Genomic DNA, 17,351 nt, shown 5'->3' with positions numbered 1-17,351 from the left:
GGAGACCAACAACAATGACTAACCTGCCTTTCACACCTGTATTGACCCTGGGCGATATCGTCGACCTGGAGCGTTACCCCATTACCGATCGCAGCCATCCCGCTTACCTTGAACTGGTCGCAAACAGCCAGTCGTTGCTGGGGCAGGAGGGCGTTGCAATCTTCCCGGGGTTCGTTCGCGATCAATCGGTTGACGCCATGGCGGACCAAACCCTGGCACTGCACCCGCGCATGTTCCATTTTCGGGAAAAGCACACGGTTTATTTCAAACCCCAGGAGGAGGGCGTCGATGCGCAGCATCCGCTGCGACGGCTGATGGACACCGAAAAAGACACCGTGGCTTATGCCGATATTCCTGCCGACCACTCGATCCGGCAGATCTATCAATCGGACGATGTACTGTGTTTCATCAAGGATGTGCTGGACCTGGACGCGCTCTATCGGCATGCCGATCCGTTGGCCGCCCTCAACCTGCAGGGATTCACCGCAGGGCAGCAGCTGGGATGGCATTTCGATCGATCCGACTTCAGTGTCACGCTGTCCCTCCAGGCGGCGAGCGCCGGTGGGGATTTCGAGTACGTGCGCATGCTGCGCAACGAAAACGACGATTGCCACGACGCGGTCAGGCAGTTCCTCGATGACCCGAAAACACAGCAGGTGGAAGTGCTGCCGCAAGTGCCGGGCACCCTGACATTGTTCCGTGGCCGCTATTCACTGCATCGGGTAACGCCGGTGGAAGGGGACCGGTTGCGGCTCAACGCGGTGTTCGCCTATGTGGATCAACCCAATGTCGAATTCAGCAATTATGCCCGCCAACTGTTTTACGGGCGCACCACGGTCGAGCCACTGGTTTGAGTGTCACCCATAACAATAAATGCAATTGATTCACGCCTTTGCTTCACGTGTTTGCGGCCGGTTTATTCCTGTGTCGCACACAACAGTTCGCTGCCCCCAATAATAATGATTCGGAGCGTCTGATCATGAAAAGCAGGAAGAAGTTGCTGGCCTCGTTGCTCACCCTTGGCCTGCTCGCCGGTAGCGCGTCAAGCCAGGCGGCAGGCTGGTGTGAGTCGGGCAAGCCGGTGAAGTTTGCCGGCCTGAACTGGGAGAGCGGGATGCTCCTCTCCGACATCATGATGATCGTGCTCAAGGATGGTTATGGCTGTGCGACCGATCAATTGGTGGGTAACACCATCATTCTCGAGACCGCCCTGGCCGCCAACGACATCCAGGTGTTTGGCGAGGAGTGGATGGAGCGCAGCGAAGTCTGGAAAAAGGCGGCGGCAGCCGGCAAGGTCATCGGCGTCGGCGCGCCGATCATCGGTGCGACCCAGGGCTGGTACGTCCCGCGTTACGTCGTCGAGGGGGACGTCAAACGCAATCGACCGGCGCCAGCACCCGACCTCAAGACCGTCGCCGACCTGAGCAAGTACGCCAGTGTTTTTCACGATGCAGAAGAGCCGTCCAAGGGCCGGTTCTATAACTGTCCCGCGGGCTGGATTTGTGAGCAGGACAATACCGAGATGCTCAAGGAATACGGTCTTGAAAATACCTTCACCAACTTCCGCCCGGGCACCGGCGCTGCGTTGGACGCGGCGGTCCTGTCCAGCTACAAACGCGGTGAGCCGGTACTGTTCTACTACTGGTCACCGACTCCGCTGATGGGGCAGATCGATGCGATCAGACTGGAAGAAAAGACCGGGGCCAACAAAGACGTCGTTACCATGGTCGGGCTCTCCAAGGCCTTTCATGAACAGGCGCCCGAACTGGTCGCGGTCCTGGAAAAGGTCAATATCCCCATCGATCTGCTGAATCAGAACCTGGCGAGAATGACCCGCGAACGTATCGAGTCACCGAAGCTGGCCAGGATGTTCCTCAAGGAACACCCGGAAGTCTGGCATGCCTGGGTCGACGAAACCGCCGCCAAAAAGATCGAGGCAGCGCTTTAACCGAGCCTCCAGGGCAAGGACGCCCGCACTCTGCAACGCCCCTCTGAACTCAATCTCTTGACTGCTTCTACACAAGAAGTGGCGCCTCTTTGCGTCCGGGAATCATGAACATGATCAAATCACGAGCGGCTGTCGCCTTCGCGGCGAACCAGCCTCTGCAAATCGTCGAAATCGATGTGGCGCCGCCGCAAGCCGGCGAAGTGCTGGTGCGCATCATCGCGACCGGTGTCTGCCATACCGATGCATTTACCTTGTCTGGCGCCGATCCCGAAGGGATCTTCCCGGTCATCCTTGGCCACGAAGGCGGCGGTATCGTCGAAGCGGTTGGCGCGGGCGTGACTTCACTGGCGGTAGGCGACCATGTGATCCCGCTGTACACCCCGGAATGTGGCGAATGCAAATTCTGCAGGTCCGGTAAAACCAATCTTTGCCAGAAGATCCGTGCCACCCAAGGCAAAGGCCTGATGCCGGATGGCACCAGCCGTTTCTCTTATCAGGGGCAGCCGATCTTTCACTACATGGGCACTTCCACGTTCTCGGAATACACCGTGCTGCCGGAAATCGCCCTGGCCAGGATTCCCCGGGACGCGCCACTGGAACAGGTTTGCCTGCTCGGATGTGGAGTGACCACCGGGATTGGCGCGGTGCTCAACACGGCCAAAGTGGAAGAGGGCGCCAGCGTGGCGATCTTCGGCCTGGGCGGCATCGGCCTGGCAGCCATTATCGGCGCCACCATGGCCAAGGCTGGCCGGATCATCGCGATCGATATCAACCCGGCCAAGTTCGACATCGCCAGGCAATTGGGCGCTACCGACTTCGTCAACCCCGGGGACTACGACCGGCCCATCCAGGACGTGATCGTCGAGATGACAGAAGGCGGTGTCGACTACTCCTTTGAATGCATTGGCAACGTCCAACTCATGCGCGCGGCCCTGGAGTGCTGCCACAAAGGCTGGGGCGAGTCGGTGATCATCGGGGTCGCCGGCGCGGGCCAGGAAATCAGTACCCGACCGTTCCAACTGGTGACCGGTCGAGTCTGGCGCGGCTCCGCCTTCGGCGGCGTCAAAGGTCGCTCGGAGTTGCCGAGCTATGTCGAGAAGGCTCAGTCCGGCGACATCCCGCTGAATACCTTCATCACCCACACCATGGGGCTTGAAGACATCAACAAGGCATTCGAGTTGATGCAGCAAGGCAAAAGCATTCGCACGGTTATCCATTTTTGAACAACAAAGAGAGCATCAAGATGAGCATCTTCACCCATGTCACCGTCGGTACCAACGACCTGCAAAAAGCCCGGGGCTTTTACGACAACGTACTCGGTGCACTCGGCCAGAAACGCATCGCCGACCTGGAGGACAATGGTTCCATCTGGGGCGAAAACGCGCCGTCTTTCTTCGTTTTGAAGCCGGCAAACGGCGCGCCTGCCAGCGTCGGCAACGGTGTCACTGTCAGCTTTGAAGCACCGGATCGCGCTGCTATCGATGCCTTCCATGCGGCCGCCCTGGCCAGCGGTGGCACCGACGAAGGCGCACCCGGGCCACGGGGCTGGGCACCCAATGCCTATGCCGCCTATGCCCGGGATCTGGACGGTAACAAACTGGCCGCGTACTGCTTCAAGGCAGACTAAGCCCTATCGGGGCTTCGCATTCCTCCTTTGAGCGGGCCCCGGCATGACTCCCGCGAGCTTTTCATCGAACCTGCCATAATCCTGGCGGGTTCGATCCCCGCCACCTTCATGAAACGACGCTGATTCCCTGCCATCCTGCCATCCTGCCATCCTGCCATCCGCTTCCAGCCATTAAAAAAAGCACCCCTTACTCCCGGATATCATGATTTTTCACAATCATGAGCCTTCCTTATAGTCCTCCCAAGCCCACTTGGAACACGGTTGTGTTTCCCTTGATGCGAGAGACTTTTATGGAAAACAGGAAACGTGCCGTCCAGGCGTCGGAGGTCGGGATCGGGACTCGAGTCGTATGGGGCGGAGAGCAAGTTCAACATCCCTACAATGCGACCCAGACCCCCATCGTGGTCAGTGCCGCCTATGGCTATGACGACATCGATAAGTGGTACGACGTGGCATTGGGAAAGGAACCCGGCTTCATTTACAGCCGGATGAGCAACCCCACTGTCTCTGTCCTGGAAGATAAACTCTGTGAGCTCGAAAACGCAGAGTCAGCTGTAGCTTTCAGTACCGGAATGGCCGCAATCAGCGGTGTACTGCACACCTTCCTTTCCCATGGGCAGCGTGTGATATCTACACGTGACAGCTACGGTGGAACGAACAAGATATTCGAGGAGTTTCTTCCACGCATGGGTGTGCAAGTCACCCTTTGCGATACGCTCGACACCGTGGAGCTTGAGCAGGAGATCGCGAAAGGCTGCAACGTCCTGTACCTGGAAACACCCACGAATCCAACGCTGAAAATCGTTGATATTCGGCGCCTTGTGGCAGCGGCGAAGCGAGTGGGTGCTTTGGTTGTTGCAGACAACACATTCGCGACGCCGCTGAATCAGAATCCGCTCGCTTTAGGCGTTGATGTGGTTGTGCACAGCGCGACCAAATTCCTCTCCGGTCATGGCGATGTACTCGGCGGCGTGGTGTGCGGCGCCGAGCATTTGATGGCGCAAGTTCGCCATTACCGCGAGATCAATGGTGCCTCGCTGGATCCTTTTTCGGCGTATCTGATCATCCGCGGCATCAAGACCCTGGCGCTGCGTCTTCGCCAGCAACAGACGAGCGCACAACTGTTGGCCGAGTACCTCTGTACCGAGCCGTTGGTCGAGTCGGTGAACTATCCGGGGTTGCCTCAACATCCAGGTCATGACATCGCCCGTTCGCAAATGAACGGATTCGGCGCCATCGTCAGCTTCGTGCTCAAAGGCGGCATGGACACTGTGACTCGTTTGCTCCCGCTGCTCAGATATGCGCATCGGGCGGGTAATCTGGGCGCAGTCGAGACCATCTATGGGCCCGCACGGACAACCAGCCACGTGGAAAACACCCTGGAAGAACGTCAGGCACTTGGCATTTCCGAAGGTTTGGTTCGAGTGTCCGTAGGTATTGAAGAATCAGCAGATTTATTGGCGGATCTAAAACAAGCCTTCGCTTTAGTGCGAAGTACACAAGGTGATGCAAGCCTTCACGCCGACAGTGCCCGACGTTTAATTGAGGCAGGAGCCTGAATAGGAGCAGGACTTTCGACATTCATCTTAAGCCCTTCATGAAGAATGAAAATAATAAAATCCAGCGACAGCGAAATTGTACTGCCCAACAGCCAGTTACAAGGCGTTTGTCCGAACATTTCATGAGACTACAACTATGTCCACACAGATAGATAAACAGCCAGATCCAAACTCGCATTTCAAAAAGGAAATGCAAACCCGTCACATCGTTATGTTGGCGTTGGGCGGTGTGATCGGTACGGGGTTATTCCTGACCTCCGGTTACACGGTTAATCAGGCAGGGCCACTCGGCGCAGTGATCGCCTACATCATCGGTGCAGTGATGGTGTATCTGGTCATGGTCTGTCTCGGTGAGTTGGCTGTACAGATGCCGGAAACCGGATCTTTCAGTAGCTACGCAACGCGATACCTGGGCCCAGGCACAGGCTATACAGTGGCCTGGCTTTACTGGCTCACGTGGGCAGTCGCTATCGGTTCAGAGTTTACCGCTGCGGGCATTCTGATGGTTCGGTGGTTTCCTGATACACCGGTGTGGATTTGGAGTGCGCTGTTTGCCATTGCAGTGTTCTTGAGCAATGTTGTCTCTGTCCGGTTGTTTGCGGAGACTGAGTTCTGGCTATCGCTGATCAAGGTTCTGACGGTTATCACCTTTATTGCGATCGGCGGAGCGGCAATTTTCGGTCTTTTGCAAGTACAGAACTTGCAGGGAGCGGGACTTTCCAACTTCACCCGTGAGGGGCTCTTCCCCACCGGGTTCTTACCCATTGCAATGACCCTCCTGGCGGTTTCCTTCGCATTTTCCGGAACCGAGCTGATCGGGATTGCGGCAGGTGAAGCGCAAGATCCACAAACCAGCGTACCCAAGGCAATCCGCACGACAGTGGTACGTTTGGCGCTGTTCTTCGTGGGGACTATTTTCGTCCTTGCGACGTTACTGCCACGAGAACAGGCGGGGCTGGTAGAAAGTCCGTTCGTCATGGTGTTCGAGTTGATCGGCATCCCGTACTCTGCCGACATCATGAACTTCGTCATTCTTACGGCACTGATTTCCGCTGCCAACTCGGGGCTGTATGCAGCATCGCGCATGCTGTGGACATTGAGCGATCAAGGACACATGCCTAAACGCTACGCCAGGCTCTCCAGTCGTGGCACTCCGGTGAACGCCATCGTTCTCAGTATGGCCGGTGCCGTGGCTTCTCTGCTCAGCAGTGTGTTCGCCCCTGATACGGTTTACCTGGCCCTGGTGTCCATTTCCGGTCTGGCGGTCGTCGTCGTGTGGATGAGCATTGCTGCAAGCCAGATCGCGTTCCGTCGTCATTACGTCGCCAATGGCGGACGCGTTGAAGACCTGCATTTCCGTGTACGCGGCTATCCGTGGGTGCCTATCGGTGCGATTTTGTGTTGTCTGCTGGCCTGTGTGGGTATCGCTTTTGATCCTGAGCAGCGAGTGGCGCTTTACTTCGGCCTGCCCTTTATCGCGTGGTGTTATTTCGTTTACTGGATCACTCGAAACAAGAGGGCAGCGCGGTTGGCTTTAGCCACCGCTGTTCATTCCTCTGGCACCGCGTGAATTTCTCAGGCAATGATTGAGCATAGATAAAGTCCTGATGAGGTTGCGCCGATGAGTCAAAAGTCACTACCACCCTTGAACTGGTTGAGGGCATTCGAAGTATCGGCGCGTTATTTGAACTTTACCCACGCGGCCGAGGAGCTCCATTTGACTCAAGGGGCTGTGAGTCAGCAGATCCGTCAGCTGGAAGGTCACCTCGGTGTGGCGCTGTTCAAGCGCTTGCCCCGAGGGCTTGGCTTGACCGAGGAAGGGCAGTCGTACCTGCCTGTCGTACAGGACGCGATCAGTCGCCTTGCAGTCGGCACAAACGAGATTTTCGGCCAGCACAATCGAAGACATTTGAAGGTGCGTGGCAGCCTGTCCTTTCTTCACTATTGGTTGGCCCCCCGGCTCGCGGATTTCTGTCGGGAGTATCCGCAGATTGATATTCGATACATCAGCAATATTTGGGTGAAAGAACCGGACGGCGAGGATGACCTGGAGATTCGCTGGGGATGTGGTGAGTGGTCGGGCTTGCACGCTCAACGATTGACCTGGGACATCCTTCAGCCTGTTTGCTCCCCAACGCTCATGGCCAGCTCACCCATCCATGAGCCTCGCGACTTGATGAACCATTCCCTGCTTCATGTGTTGGGGTACGAAGAAGGATGGGGTTACTGGTTGAAGCGAGTGGGAGCCGGCGACGTCGACTATTCCCGTGGCCTTCAGTTTGACACGCTGATTTCCACGATCCGCATGGCCGAGTTGGGGCAGGGCGTTGCGCTGGCACGCTCTTCCGTGGTCGAGGACTTGCTCAAGAGTGGGCAATTGGTTGCGCCATTCAGTCACCGAATCGAGGCCAGCGAGTCTTTTTATCTGGTGCACGAACAGACCGAAGCGCTATCGCCAGATGCCGCAAATTTTTCTACCTGGCTGGTGGCTCAAGCCCATCGCCTTTTGTAATACCGATTGGGAGGGGTCATGGATTATGTAAGCACGCGCGGCGGTGACATGCGGGCGGATTTTCGCAGTGTGGTGCTGTCGGGGCTCGCCGAAAAGGGTGGTCTGTATGTCCCGACCCGTTTGCCGGTATTCACTGAGCAACAAATCACCAGCTGGTCATGGCTGCCGTTTGATGAACTGGTATGGCGGATAATCTCGCCTTTCGTTGGTTCGTCCATAGACGAAAGCACCCTGCGTGGTTTGCTCAGTGACAGCTATCAGCAGTTCAAACACCGTGCGATCACGCCGCTTGAACAGATCGGGCATAACGAATGGATACTCCAGCTGTTTCATGGTCCGACCGGTTCTTCCAAGGATTTCGCCGCGCAATTGCAGGCGCGCCTGGTCGAGCATTTTCTGGAGGAGGTCGGTAAGGAAGCGTTGGTGGTCGGTGCAACCAACGGTGATACCGGCGTCGCTGCGCTTGAAGCCTTTGCTGACAGCCCGGCCACCCGCATGGCGATACTGTATCCGCGCGACGGGCTTGCGCCTGAGCAACTCAGTGCCTTGCAGGCAGCCGACCCGCAGCGGGTTCAGCTGTTTGCAGTTGACGGCAATTTCGATGATTGCCAGACGCTGGTCGCCCGACTCTTGCGTGAGTGGCCGTTGGACGGAGTGTTACCGGTCTGTTTCAACTCGACCAACTGGATCGGCGTTCTGGCGCAGATCGTTTTCTACTTCCACGCGGCGTTGCAACTGGGCGGTGGCTCGCGTCCCGTTGGCTTTAGCGTTCCCGCTGCCAGCTCGGCCGAAATCTACGCTGGTTATATTGCGCAAAAGATGGGATTACCCATCAATCAGGTGATCATTTCCACCAACAGCAATGATGCCCTGCACCAGTTTTTTCATTGCAATCGCTACTCCACCCGGATGACGAGTCGAACCGTATCGCCGGCGATGGACTTCTCGTTGTTTTCCAACCTGGAGCGGTTTGTCTGGGAGATTTACGAGCACGATGGCGGCTCAACAAAAGCGCTGATGGAGCATTTTGAAAGTTGCGGAGAAATGAGCATCGGCAATCAGCAATGGCTGCGTGCCCGAGTACTCTTCGACTCCTATGCGGTAGACGAATCCCAGGTGCGCGATGAGGTGGTCGGGCTGTTCCGGGAGACAGGCTCGGCCATCGATCCTCACACCGCTGTCGGTGTACTCGCCGGCCGGCTTCATCGACGCAGCCTGGGGGCGCCAATGGTCACCTTCGGGCAAATTGCGCCGGTCAAGTCGGCGGCGCTGTTGGCCGAACTGGGTGTCTGGCAAGCAAGCGTTGCGAGCACTGTCGAGGTGCTCGCGCAACCGCCTTACCTGGCCAAGGGCGATCTGGAGGGGCTGTGCCAGGCTCTTCGTCTGGCACAACAGAGGTTTGCATGAAGCGCATTCTGGATCCGTTGGACGAACGCATACTGGCCGAGCTTACCGCCAATGCGCGCATAGCCCACATCGAACTCGGCGCCAAGATCAACTTGTCGCGCAATGCGGTGCGCCAACGCATCGAGCGTCTTGAGCGCGACGGTGCGATCCAGGGCTATACGGTACTGCTCGGTGAGTCGCGGCGGCCGACGTCGCTTATCAGCGCGGTGATCTTCGTCTACCGCTACGACCGCATGCGTGGCGAGGAAGTACTGGCTGCGCTGCGCTCCATTCCCGAAGTCGTGCAGTGTGAAGTACTCAGTGGCGAGTTCGATCTGATGCTGCGCGTGAATGCCGCCACACCTGAACGTGTCCATCTCGTGTGGAAGGAAATCGCGGCCATGCCGGGGGTGGAAAACACCGTGACATCGTTCGTCCTTTCGGCGGTGTTCTGAAACATCGTGCTTGGGCAAAACGCCCAACTAATACAGCAGACTGCCATATTCAACTGCCAAAGCCCGGCTCTTAGGATGTTCCTGTCGAACAACATCAATAAAGGAACAGCGTTCATGACTGAGTACAAAATTGCCTTGGTAGGGTTTGGTGGCGTGAACCGTGGCTTCGCCCAATTGGTCGCCGATCGTAATGCCGAGTGGAAAGAGTCCCTGGGCTTCACGGTCAAGATTGTCGGTGTCACCGATCTGTTCCTCGGCTCCATCGTTGCCAAAGACGGTCTGGATGCAAAGCAGCTGGTCGCGCTGCCGGTTGAGAAAGGCGCATTCGCTCAAGTGCCCGGCGGCAATGCCGAGGCCTTCAACGAAACCGTGATCAAGCATTGCGGTGCAGACATCATCGCTGAGGCTACCTTCACCAACCCGGTGGATGGCGAACCCGCCACTACCTTTTGCCGCTGGGCCCTGGAAAGCGGCATTCATGTAGTAACCACCAACAAGGGACCTATTGCGCTGCACGGTGCCGAGCTCAAGGCATTGGCCCGGCGCAACCGGGTCGCATTCGAATACGAGGGAGCGGTGATGAGTGGCACCCCGGTGATTCGTCTGGCCCGGCAGGCCTTGGCAGGTGTCAACGTACAAGGCTTCGAAGGCATCCTCAACGGCACTTCGAACTACGTGCTCACACAAATGAAAGACGGCATGACGTTCAACGATGCAGTCACGCAAGCGCAACAACTCGGTTATGCCGAGGCAGATCCGACCGCCGATGTGGAAGGGTTTGATGTGCGCCTCAAGGTCGTGATTCTTGCCAACGAACTGCTCGATGCGCGATTGAGAGTCAGTGATGTGGCATGTTCGGGTATCAGCGGCATCAGTCCAGAAGATATCGCTAAGGCAAGCGCCAATGGCGCGAGCTGGAAACTGATTGGTTCAGCCAATCGTGAAGCCGATGGCTCGGTTCGAGCGAGTGTCGAGGCCCGTCTGCTGCCCAATGCCCATCCTCTGGCAGGTATTGCCGGCGCCACGAATGCCGTGTCATTCAATACCGAACTGCTCGGCGCCGTCACGGTATCCGGGCCTGGGGCAGGGCGTATCGAGACAGCCTTCGCATTGCTGTCGGACATCGTCGCCATCCACACCGCCCACGGCAAATAACAGGAGATAGTCATGAGCGTATCCAGCATGGCCAGTATCCAGCTTGTTGAAACCAAACAGATTGATGTGTTCAGTCCATTCGATGGTCGCTTGGTAGGGAGCGTCCCTTGCCTCGATGCAGCCGCCGTTCCTGGCCTGCTGGAACGCGCACGAATCGGCGTGCGCGAGAGTGCGGCAATGCCTCGTCACCTGCGTGCGCGCATTCTTGAGGACGCCGCCCGGTATGTGGAGCTTGAGTCTGAAGCATTTGCCAGGCTGATCGTTGCCGAGGCGGGAAAAACGCTGCGACAAGCAGAGAAGGAAGTGAAGCGTTGCGTGAACACGTTGAAGCTTTCGGCAGAAGAGGCGCGTCGCAACGCCGGGGAAGTGATTCCATTTGGGGCTTATGAAGGATCGGAGTCGCGCCAAGGCTGGTTCACGCGGGAACCGTTGGGGCTTATCGTCGCAATCACGCCCTACAACGACCCACTGAATCTGGTCGCCCATAAACTCGGCCCGGCAATCGCCGGTGGCAATGCCGTGATTTTGAAACCCTCGGAACTCGCGCCACTGTCTGCTCTCAAGCTCGTTGAGTGCTTGGTCAAAGCGGGTCTTCCACCCTCTGTGATTACCCCGGCTACGGGTGGCGTCGACCTGGGTAAAGCCTTGGTGGAAGTACGCGAAGTTCGGATGATTTCCTTTACCGGTGGTTTTGCCACGGGAGAGGCCATCGCTCGTAGTGCCGGGTTGAAGAAGCTGGCAATGGATCTGGGAGGAAATGCCCCGGTTCTCGTGCTTGAAGATTGTGATATCGAACCGACAGTCGAGTCCTGTGTGTCTGGTGCCTTCTGGGCAGCAGGGCAGAATTGCATCGGCACGCAGCGCATCCTTGTCCATCGTTCAATTTACGAGGACTTCCGTGAGCGTTTTGTCAGTCAAACGCGCGAATTGGTAGTGGGCGATCCTGACCAGCGAGCAACGGATGTAGGTCCGATGATTACGGAACAGGCAGCGCGTCGTACCGAGCAATTGGTCAATGAGGCTCTGGCCGAGGGCGCTGTGCTTCTGTGCGGGCACCATCGCCAATCGGGAAGCTATGCGCCGACCGTGCTGGAGCATGTGAGCCATGGCAGTACGATCTGGCAACAGGAAGTCTTCGCGCCGGTGGTTATCCTGGAGCCTTTTGACCACCTGGAAGACGCTGTCGCTCTGGCCAACACAACAGAGTACAGCCTGCATGCAGGTCTTTTCACACGTGACATTTCCAAGGCTTTGAAACTGGCGCGACAGATTGAAGCGGGTGGCGTGATGATCAATGACTCTTCCGACTATCGTTTCGATGCCATGCCTTTCGGTGGTTTCAAGTACGGAAGCCTGGGGCGCGAGGGTGTTCGATTTGCGTATGAGGACATGACGCAGCCTAAAGTGGTCTGCATCAGCGAGCTGGATTAAACCTGCGAATCAGGTTGTCATCGACTCACATCGGGTGGACATTTTTATCTGACACCCGATGTTCCCTTTGCTAAGAAGCGGAAGTGAATCGCACGAACTTGCAACCGTCATGAGTCGTTGAATTCCTCTCGGATGCTCTCATCCGGAATGAACGCCCCGCCAAAAAAGCCAAAGACAGGGTCTTCACTCTTGTAACCAAAAAGAAAATAAGTCACTAATTGTCTACTTCTATGGCAGACGGTGAGCGGTAAATCATGGGTCAAACAGTCACTAATTCAGCACCGGCTCGCGGCCCGGCCGACCACGATGTACGCACTCAGATCGTCGCGGCCGCCACCGAGCACTTCAGTCATTATGGCTACGAGAAGACGACCGTCTCCGATCTCGCTCGATCAATCGGTTTCTCCAAGGCCTATATCTACAAGTTTTTCGAATCCAAACAGGCGATTGGCGAGATGATTTGTGCCAATTGCCTGAGCCAGATCGAGGCCGAGGTAAGGGCAGCGGTCAACGAAGCCGATCACCCGCCGGAGAAGTTACGGCGGTTGTTCAAGGCGATAGTCGAGGCGAGCCTTCGCCTTTTCTCACAGGATCGCAAGCTCTACGAGATTGCCACTTCAGCAGCGTCCGAGCGCTGGGGGGCGACGATCGATTACGAGGAGCGCATCCGCGAATTGCTTCAAAATGTTCTGCAGGAAGGTCGCCAAAGCGGAGACTTCGAGCACAAGACACCTCTGGATGAAACCGTCATGTCGATTTATCTGGTCATTCGGCCATACCTTAACCCGCTGCTCCTGCAGCACGGTTTCGATTACATCGATGAGGCGCCCGGTAAATTGTCCAGCCTGGTGCTGCGCAGCCTTTCGCCTTAATTAAATACGATAGTGACTATTGACTATATTGGTCACTGGATACAATGTGGGCGTCCCGATCTTTTTTGTATGGGACGCTCATGCGCCTGCGCCGCTTTGCATTACCTATTGTCATTTGCCTGTTTCCACTTGCGTTGGTCGCTTGCGGCGAAACAACGCTAAACGATCCACGCACCCAATCGCCGGCGGTGCGTATCGCGATCGCTCAAGCGGCGACACGAACACCACGCACTTTCACCGGCATCGTAGCGGCTCGTGTTCAAAGTGACCTGGGCTTTCGAGTCTCCGGCAAAGTGCTGGAACGCCTGGTTGATACGGGGCAAACCGTGAAGCGCGGCCAAACCCTCATGCGCATCGACCCAGTCGATTTGAAACTGGCCGCACATGCGCAACGCGAGGCGGTTACAGCTGCGCAAGCGCGAGCGCGACAAACAGTCCAGGACGAAGCACGTTACCGCGTGCTGCGTGGAACGGGTGCGATATCCGCCTCGACCTACGACCAATTCAAGGCGGCGGCGGATGCTTCCGGGGCACAGCTCAGCGCTGCCCAGGCTCAGGCGCAAGTGGCCTTTAACACCATCCAATATGCAGAATTGCGTGCGGACGCGGATGGCATCGTCATGGACACGCTGGTCGAACCAGGTCAGGTGGTGAATGCCGGACAGGTGGTGGTACGCGTAGCGCATGCCGGGCCACGAGAAGCGCTGATCCAATTGCCGGAAACCCTGCGCCCCACAATCGGTTCGATTGCACAGGCCTCGCTCTACGGCAAAGAAGGCCCCAGCGTGGCTGCGAAGTTGCGGCAGTTATCGGATGTTGCCGACAGCCTGACCAGAACGTTCGAAGCGCGCTACGTGCTGGACGGCGAGCAGGCAATTGCTCCTCTGGGCACCACCATCACATTGCAAATTCCAGATGAACTGTCTTCCATCCAGGCAGGCAGTGTGCAGGTACCAATAGGCGCGCTGTACGACTCCGGCGACGGCCCGGGAGTATGGCTCGTAAGGGGAGAGCCGACGCAAGTTCACTGGCAGCCAGTTGTGGTTCAACAACTTGATGATGAACTCGCACGAATCTCCGGTGAGTTAAAGCCAGGTCAGCAGATCGTTGCGCTCGGCGTCCACCTGCTACGGGAAGGCCAGCCAGTTCGAGTGACGGAGCAAAGCAACGTCGCGACTATTGAAGGGGTGCGTCGATGAGTGAGCGTCGCTTCAATCTGTCCGCACTCGCGGTACGCGAGCGCTCCGTGACACTGTTCCTGGTGTGCCTGATCTCTCTGGCCGGGCTCGTTGCATTCTTCAAGCTAGGGAGAGCGGAAGACCCGGCGTTCACGGTGAAAGTGATGACTATCGTCACCGCTTGGCCTGGGGCAACTGCCCAGGAAATGCAGGATCAGGTGGCGGAGAAAATCGAAAAGCGCCTCCAGGAGCTCCGCTGGTACGACCGTAGCGAAACCTACACGCGTCCTGGTCTCGCCTTTACGACCCTGACGCTGCTCGACAGCACGCCACCATCGCAGGTGCCCGAAGAGTTCTACCAGGCGCGCAAGAAGGTCAGCGACGAATCGAAGGAGCTACCGGCCGGTGTGATTGGGCCAATGGTCAACGACGAATACTCGGATGTCACGTTTGCTCTGTTCGCGCTCAAGGCCAGAGGGGAGCAACAGCGTTTGCTGGTACGTGACGCCGAGAAACTGCGTCAGCGTTTGCTGCATGTAGCGGGTGTGAAGAAGGTAAACATTATCGGTGAGCAAGCCGAGCGCATTTATGTAGAGTTTTCGCATGAGCGTTTGGCAACGCTGGGCATCGGCCCGCAGGAAGTGTTCGCCGCGCTGAACGGCCAGAACGTTCTGACGCCGGCCGGCTCCGTGGAAACCCAAGGGCCCCAAGTGTTCATTCGTCTGGATGGCTCGTTTGATGAAATGTCGAAAATCCGTGACACCCCGATCATCGCGCAGGGCATGACGCTGAAGTTGTCGGACATCGCTTCCATCAAGCGTGGCTATGAAGACCCGGCAACCTTCATGATCCGCAATGGTGGTGAGCCGGCGCTGTTGTTGGGTATTGTCATGCGCGATGGTTGGAACGGCCTGGATCTGGGCAAGGCACTGGACACCGAGGTAGAGGGGATCAACGCAGAGATGCCGCTGGGGATGAGCCTGACCAAGGTGACGGATCAAGCAGTCAACATCAGCTCAGCGGTTGATGAATTCATGATCAAGTTCTTCGTCGCGTTGTTGGTGGTGATGCTGGTGAGTTTTCTCAGCATGGGCTGGCGCGTCGGCGTGGTGGTTGCAGCGGCCGTGCCGCTGACTTTGGCGATGGTCTTCGTGGTGATGGCGGCGACTGGCAAGAATTTTGATCGTATCACCCTGGGCTCGCTCATTTTGGCGCTGGGCCTGCTGGTGGATGATGCCATCATCGCCATCGAAATGATGGTGGTGAAAATGGAGGAGGGCTACAGCCGCATCGCCGCTTCTGCTTACGCCTGGAGCCATACTGCCGCTCCGATGTTATCAGGCACGCTGGTCACTGCCGTCGGTTTTATGCCCAATGGTTTCGCCCGCTCTACGGCAGGCGAATACACCAGTAACATGTTTTGGATCGTTGGTGTCGCCTTGATAGCCTCGTGGCTGGTTGCCGTGGTGTTTACACCCTACATTGGCGTCAAGCTGCTACCCGACATCAAACAGGTCGCTGGTGCTCATGACGCGATGTACGCTACGCCGCGATACAACCGCTTTCGCCTGATACTGCAAAGGGTCATAGCGCATAAGTGGCTGGTCGCGATCGCTGTAGTCAGTCTTTTCGTGGCGGCCATACTCGGAATGGGATTGGTCAAGAAGCAGTTTTTCCCAGTCTCCGACCGCCCTGAAGTGCTCGTGGAAATTCAGATGCCTTACGGCACATCGATCACCCAAACCAGCGCCGCCACTGCAGAAGTGGAAGCCTGGCTGGCAAAGCAGAAAGAAGCCAGGATCGTTACAGCGTACATCGGTCAGGGCGCGCCACGTTTTTACATGGCGATGGGGCCGGAGCTACCTGACCCGTCATTCGCCAAGATTGTGATTCGTACGGACAACGAGCAAGAGCGCGAGGCGTTGAAACATCGGTTGCGGGAGGCTATTTCCGGGGGCTTGGCTCCACAGGCACGGGTGCGAGTCACGCAACTTGTGTTCGGCCCTTATTCGCCATTCCCGGTCGCATACCGGGTTACCGGGCCAGATCCGGTCAGGTTGCGCGAGATTGCCGCCCAGGTGCAGCAAGTCATGGTTGCCAGCCCGATGATGCGCACAGTCAATAGCGACTGGGGAGGGCGCGCACCTGCTCTGCACTTCACCTTGCAGCAGGATCGCTTGCAAGCCTTTGGACTCACCTCCAGCGCGGTAGGGCAACAATTGCAATTCCTGTTGAGCGGCGTGCCGGTGACCGCCGTGCGAGAGGACATCCGCACGGTGCAAGTGGTGGCCCGCTCGGCAGGAGGCAGTCGCTTCGATCCGGCAATGGTCATGAACTTCACGCTGGCTGGTGCAAACGGGCAACGCATCCCGCTGTCGCAACTCGGCGAGGTTGATGTGCGCATGGAAGAGCCGGTCATGCGTCGGCGCGACCGGGTGCCAACGATCACTGTGCGTGGCGATATCGCCGAAGGTCTGCAGCCGCCAGACGTATCAACGAGGATTTCCGAACAGTTACAGCCTGTCATTGAGAAATTGCCGAAGGGTTATCGCATCGACCAAGCGGGTTCGATCGAAGAGTCCGGTAAGGCTACGGTCGCGATGTTGCCGCTTTTTCCCATCATGCTGGCGATCACCCTGGTAATTCTCGTTCTGCAGGTTCGCTCGATATCTGCCATGGTCATGGTTTTCCTGACCAGTCCGTTAGGGCTGATCGGTGTCGTACCGATGCTGATTGTTTTTCAGCAGCCATTCGGTATTAACGCATTGGTTGGCCTGATTGCGCTGTCTGGCATCCTCATGCGCAATACGCTGATTCTGATTGGGCAGATTCATTACAACGAGCGAGCGGGACTTGATCCGTTTCATGCAGTGGTCGAGGCGACCGTACAGCGTGCCAGGCCGGTGATCCTGACCGCACTGGCGGCGATTCTGGCCTTTATCCCGCTGACTCACTCTGTGTTCTGGGGAACGCTTGCCTACACGCTGATCGGAGGAACGTTGGCGGGTACGGTACTGACTCTGGTGTTCCTGCCGGCTATGTATTCCATCTGGTTCAGGATCAAGCCTGTCAGGAATCACGCCCCTGTAGCGCAGCCTGCGTAAACGGAAAGCGCGGCGGATCATCCCGCCGCGCTGACTTTGAAAAAATGCTGAAGTTGAATTACACCTTGGCGCTGCGCCTCGACGAACCTGCGGCCCGTTTGCGCCGTCGGCAATATTCCTGGCG

The 17,351-nt window shown here is 57.3% G+C and carries 14 protein-coding genes; all 14 read left to right on the top strand.

The genetic code is table 11. The annotated features are described in order from the left end of the window. The first annotated feature begins 14 nt into the window (after window positions 1-14). The 14 genes from AB4O16_RS01860 to AB4O16_RS01795 all read left to right on the top strand — a co-directional run bounded on the left by AB4O16_RS01860 (window position 15) and on the right by AB4O16_RS01795 (window position 17,227). Window positions 15-854 carry a HalD/BesD family halogenase gene (locus AB4O16_RS01860; protein WP_460156825.1) on the top strand — a complete coding sequence of 280 codons (840 nt, stop codon included), beginning with the start codon at window positions 15-17 and terminating at the stop codon, window positions 852-854. Window positions 855-979: 125 nt separating this feature from the next. After that, window positions 980-1,948 carry an ABC transporter substrate-binding protein gene (locus AB4O16_RS01855; RefSeq protein WP_460156824.1) on the top strand — a complete coding sequence of 323 codons (969 nt, stop codon included), beginning with the start codon at window positions 980-982 and terminating at the stop codon, window positions 1,946-1,948. Between the two features lie 110 nt (window positions 1,949-2,058). Then, window positions 2,059-3,171 carry an S-(hydroxymethyl)glutathione dehydrogenase/class III alcohol dehydrogenase gene (locus tag AB4O16_RS01850; RefSeq protein WP_460156823.1) on the top strand — a complete coding sequence of 371 codons (1,113 nt, stop codon included), beginning with the start codon at window positions 2,059-2,061 and terminating at the stop codon, window positions 3,169-3,171. A 20-nt stretch (window positions 3,172-3,191) separates the two neighbouring features. Continuing rightward, window positions 3,192-3,575, top strand: coding sequence for a VOC family protein (locus AB4O16_RS01845; RefSeq protein WP_160386804.1), 384 nt, complete (start codon window positions 3,192-3,194; stop codon window positions 3,573-3,575). A gap of 290 nt (window positions 3,576-3,865) precedes the next feature. After that, window positions 3,866-5,134, top strand: a complete 1,269-nt coding sequence (locus tag AB4O16_RS01840; RefSeq protein ID WP_460156822.1) for a cystathionine gamma-synthase family protein — start codon at window positions 3,866-3,868, stop codon at window positions 5,132-5,134. 136 nt (window positions 5,135-5,270) lie between these two features. Next, on the top strand, window positions 5,271-6,704 hold the full coding sequence (locus tag AB4O16_RS01835; protein ID WP_460156821.1) for an amino acid permease: 1,434 nt from the start codon (window positions 5,271-5,273) through the stop codon (window positions 6,702-6,704). A 51-nt stretch (window positions 6,705-6,755) separates the two neighbouring features. After that, complete coding sequence (locus AB4O16_RS01830) at window positions 6,756-7,646, top strand: LysR substrate-binding domain-containing protein (RefSeq protein WP_460156820.1); 891 nt, start codon at window positions 6,756-6,758, stop codon at window positions 7,644-7,646. A gap of 18 nt (window positions 7,647-7,664) precedes the next feature. Continuing rightward, on the top strand, window positions 7,665-9,053 hold the full coding sequence (gene thrC / locus AB4O16_RS01825) for a threonine synthase (RefSeq protein ID WP_460158107.1): 1,389 nt from the start codon (window positions 7,665-7,667) through the stop codon (window positions 9,051-9,053). Then, a complete protein-coding gene (locus AB4O16_RS01820) occupies window positions 9,050-9,487 on the top strand; it encodes an Lrp/AsnC family transcriptional regulator (protein WP_030130664.1) in 438 nt (145 codons plus the stop codon). Before thrC ends, AB4O16_RS01820 begins: the two co-directional genes overlap by 4 nt. Window positions 9,488-9,601: 114 nt before the next feature. After that, window positions 9,602-10,642 (top strand): homoserine dehydrogenase, encoded by a 1,041-nt coding sequence (locus tag AB4O16_RS01815; protein ID WP_460156819.1) that lies wholly within the window; start codon window positions 9,602-9,604, stop codon window positions 10,640-10,642. A gap of 12 nt (window positions 10,643-10,654) precedes the next feature. Continuing rightward, a complete protein-coding gene (locus AB4O16_RS01810; RefSeq protein ID WP_160386809.1) occupies window positions 10,655-12,073 on the top strand; it encodes an aldehyde dehydrogenase family protein in 1,419 nt (472 codons plus the stop codon). 254 nt (window positions 12,074-12,327) lie between these two features. Next, the gene (locus tag AB4O16_RS01805) at window positions 12,328-12,945 is read left to right on the top strand and encodes a TetR/AcrR family transcriptional regulator (RefSeq protein ID WP_460156818.1); all 618 of its coding nucleotides are present in this window, start codon (window positions 12,328-12,330) and stop codon (window positions 12,943-12,945) included. Between the two features lie 80 nt (window positions 12,946-13,025). After that, a complete protein-coding gene (locus AB4O16_RS01800) occupies window positions 13,026-14,144 on the top strand; it encodes an efflux RND transporter periplasmic adaptor subunit (protein WP_460156817.1) in 1,119 nt (372 codons plus the stop codon). Further along, entirely contained in the window at window positions 14,141-17,227 is a 3,087-nt protein-coding gene (locus tag AB4O16_RS01795; RefSeq protein WP_460156816.1) for an efflux RND transporter permease subunit, read from the top strand. The genes AB4O16_RS01800 and AB4O16_RS01795 overlap by 4 nt, the downstream gene beginning before the upstream one ends. Window positions 17,228-17,351: the final 124 nt, after the last annotated feature.

It is taken from the genome of Pseudomonas sp. S2_H10 (genome assembly GCF_054668285.1).
The sequence above is the reverse complement of the archived record's forward strand: the minus strand, read 5'-3'. Positions and strand labels throughout refer to the sequence as shown.

Excerpts from the sequence above, each read along its gene's own strand:
- AB4O16_RS01860 (WP_460156825.1), top strand. The coding sequence starts at position 15 with ATGACTAACCTGCCTTTCACACCTGTATTGACCCTGGGCGATATCGTC.
- AB4O16_RS01855 (WP_460156824.1), top strand. The coding sequence starts at position 980 with ATGAAAAGCAGGAAGAAGTTGCTGGCCTCGTTGCTCACCCTTGGCCTG.
- AB4O16_RS01850 (WP_460156823.1), top strand. The coding sequence starts at position 2,059 with ATGATCAAATCACGAGCGGCTGTCGCCTTCGCGGCGAACCAGCCTCTG.
- AB4O16_RS01845 (WP_160386804.1), top strand. The coding sequence starts at position 3,192 with ATGAGCATCTTCACCCATGTCACCGTCGGTACCAACGACCTGCAAAAA.
- AB4O16_RS01840 (WP_460156822.1), top strand. The coding sequence starts at position 3,866 with ATGGAAAACAGGAAACGTGCCGTCCAGGCGTCGGAGGTCGGGATCGGG.
- AB4O16_RS01835 (WP_460156821.1), top strand. The coding sequence starts at position 5,271 with ATGTCCACACAGATAGATAAACAGCCAGATCCAAACTCGCATTTCAAA.
- AB4O16_RS01830 (WP_460156820.1), top strand. The coding sequence starts at position 6,756 with ATGAGTCAAAAGTCACTACCACCCTTGAACTGGTTGAGGGCATTCGAA.
- thrC (WP_460158107.1), top strand. The coding sequence starts at position 7,665 with ATGGATTATGTAAGCACGCGCGGCGGTGACATGCGGGCGGATTTTCGC.
- AB4O16_RS01820 (WP_030130664.1), top strand. The coding sequence starts at position 9,050 with ATGAAGCGCATTCTGGATCCGTTGGACGAACGCATACTGGCCGAGCTT.
- AB4O16_RS01815 (WP_460156819.1), top strand. The coding sequence starts at position 9,602 with ATGACTGAGTACAAAATTGCCTTGGTAGGGTTTGGTGGCGTGAACCGT.
- AB4O16_RS01810 (WP_160386809.1), top strand. The coding sequence starts at position 10,655 with ATGAGCGTATCCAGCATGGCCAGTATCCAGCTTGTTGAAACCAAACAG.
- AB4O16_RS01805 (WP_460156818.1), top strand. The coding sequence starts at position 12,328 with ATGGGTCAAACAGTCACTAATTCAGCACCGGCTCGCGGCCCGGCCGAC.
- AB4O16_RS01800 (WP_460156817.1), top strand. The coding sequence starts at position 13,026 with ATGCGCCTGCGCCGCTTTGCATTACCTATTGTCATTTGCCTGTTTCCA.
- AB4O16_RS01795 (WP_460156816.1), top strand. The coding sequence starts at position 14,141 with ATGAGTGAGCGTCGCTTCAATCTGTCCGCACTCGCGGTACGCGAGCGC.